This is a genomic window from Saccharopolyspora sp. (assembly GCF_017434145.1).
GTDB lineage: Bacteria > Actinomycetota > Actinomycetes > Mycobacteriales > Pseudonocardiaceae > Saccharopolyspora_C > Saccharopolyspora_C galaxeae.
Map to the genome: position 1 here is coordinate 1 of NZ_JAFRFW010000667.1, position 2,361 is coordinate 2,361.

At 72.7% G+C, this 2,361-nt stretch carries 3 protein-coding genes; 2 read left to right on the forward strand and 1 reads right to left on the reverse strand.

Features of this window, described 5'->3' with window-relative positions:
- A partial coding sequence (locus tag IJH84_RS18335) for a DUF885 family protein (protein WP_295146650.1) occupies positions 1-604 on the reverse strand: 604 nt, incomplete at its 3' end.
- Between the two features lie 115 nt (positions 605-719).
- Between IJH84_RS18335 and IJH84_RS18340 the strand changes: the two genes are divergently transcribed.
- Together IJH84_RS18340 and IJH84_RS18345 are read left to right on the forward strand one after the other, a co-directional pair.
- A complete protein-coding gene (locus IJH84_RS18340; RefSeq protein WP_200071238.1) occupies positions 720-1,382 on the forward strand; it encodes a DUF3153 domain-containing protein in 663 nt (220 codons plus the stop codon).
- 170 nt (positions 1,383-1,552) lie between these two features.
- Positions 1,553-2,361: polyprenyl synthetase family protein (locus IJH84_RS18345; RefSeq protein WP_295146653.1), on the forward strand; the 809-nt coding region annotated here is incomplete at its 3' end.

Genomic DNA, 2,361 nt, shown 5'->3' on the forward strand with positions numbered 1-2,361 from the left:
CTTCGGCGGCCGCGTCCAGCTCGCCGCGCAACGCGCCGACGCCTTCGGCCCGGCCGACCATCCCGGCGAAGAAGGAGTCCCCGCCGCGCGAACCGGCCCAGGTCTCGCACTGCTCGGCGACCCGCCGCACCTGGCGGGCGGCGGAGACGTTGCCCTGCGCGGCGGCTTCGCGCAGGCCCTCGCTGAGGTTCGCCAGCGCCTCCGGCATCTTCTCCAGCCTGCGGGCGATGGTGCGCCACTGCTCCGGCGTCTCCGCGGGCATCCGGTCGAAGATCTGGCGCAGGTTCTGCACCGGGCTGGCGATGACGTTCAGCGCCGCCATGTCCTCACCCGCGTCGTGCAGCTCGACGTCCAGTCCGACCCGCTCCTCGAACACCGCCTTCGCCGCGCGCTCGCCTGCGTCGGCGGGCTCGGCCGCACGCATCTCGGCCAGCGCCCGGCGGGCCAGTTCGCCGCGAGCGCGGTGGCCGGCGGGCGAGTAGTCGGTCAGCAGCTCATCACCACCCGGAAGGCCGAGCGCGGTGGCCTCGATCGGGTCCAACGCGGCGAGTTCCTCCACGTACCGGTCGCTGATCTGGTGCACGCCACTGCGCTCGGATGCCATGCGGCGCAGGTTATCGCGTCCGCGACGGGCCCAGCACCACCTTTCGTGACCAGCGACGATCACCTCCGCCGCGCGCAATCGGCGAGCCGCGCGAAGCGGTGCCAGCATCGCCGGGGTGAAGCCCTGCCACGGTTCCCGCGCCGCACTCGCCGCCCTGATCGCGCTGGTCGCCGCACTGCTCGGCGGCTGCTTGCACGCCGACACCTCGATCTCGCTGTCCGAGGACGACACCGCCTCCGGCGAACTGCTGCTCACCACCGAAACGGCGGACGGGAAGGTGCCGTTCGACCTGCGCCCGCCGGAACACATGGCCGACCGGGTGCAGGTGGCGCCGTACAACGAGGGGAATCGGGTCGGATCCCGGTTGACGTTCAAGGATCTGGATTTCGACGAGCTCCAGGAGCTCAGCAACGCGCTGAGCCCGTCGGAGTCGCGCTACCGGCTGCACCTGGAGCGGACCGGTTCGCTGGTCGAGCTCAGCGGCTCGCTGGACCTGACCCCCCTGGCCGACACCGACTCGTCGGTGCGCATCGAGCTGACCGCGCCCGGCGAGGTCACCACCACCAACGGCAGGGAGAGTTCCGGGGTCGTCACCTGGTCACCGGAGCCCGGTGAGGTCACCCAGCTCAACGCGACCTTCCAGTACGCGGGCTCGGGCGCCGGCGCGTGGACGGTGTGGGCGCTGGTCATGGGCGCGCTGGCGCTCGGCGCCGTGCTGGTGATCACCCGGCTCGCGCAGCGCGAGCACGAGCACGAGACGGCCGGGACCAGCGCGTAGGTGATCGGCCGGAGCCCGGACCCGTTCGCGGTGCGTGCGCGGCCGTCACGGAAGATGGGGCCGTGCCCATCAAGGAACCCACCACGCAGGAACATCCCGGCAACGTCGAAGAAGTCACCGCCGAGGAGGCGGACCGCTCCCGCAGCGAGGACACGACGATCGAGGACACCGTGGACGCCGACTTCCCCGGACGGGTGCGGGACACCTTGGCCGACTACCTGGCGGGCCGCCAGGACGAATGCGCCCGGCTCGACCCCGGATTCGCCGAGGCCGCCGGTGAGCTGCGCAGGTTCGTGCTGGGCGGCGGCAAGCGCATCCGGCCGACGTTCGCGTGGTGGGCGTGGCAGGCAGCGGGCGGCGACCCGGACGGGCCGGAAGCCGACGCCGTGCTGCGCGCCGCGAGCGCGCTGGAACTCATCCAGGGTTGCGCGCTGGTGCACGACGACCTGATCGACGAGTCCGACACGCGCCGCGGCAACCCGACGGTGCACCGCCGGTTCTCCGATGCGCACGACGAAAAGGGCTGGCGCGGCGGGTCCGGGCAGTTCGGCATGAGCGCGGCGGTGCTGCTCGGCGACCTCGCGCTGGCGTGGGCCGACGACATGCTGCACGCCTCCGGCCTGCCCACCGACTCGCTGCAGCGGGCGATGCGGCCGTGGCGCGCGATGCGCACCGAGATGCTGGCCGGGCAGTACCTCGACGTGTTCAGCCAGGTCCGCGGCGACGAATCGGCCGAGGCCGCGTTGCAGGTCGCGGAGCTGAAGTCCGCCTCCTACACGGTGGCGCGCCCGTTGCAGCTCGGCGCGGAGATCGCAGGCGCCGACGAGGCGACGCTGGCCGCGCTGGAGAGCTTCGGCCACGACGTCGGGGTGGCGTTCCAGCTGCGCGACGATCTGCTCGGCGTGTTCGGCGACCCGGAGGTCACCGGCAAGCCCGCCGGGGACGACCTGCGCGAGGGCAAGCGCACGGTGCTGATCGC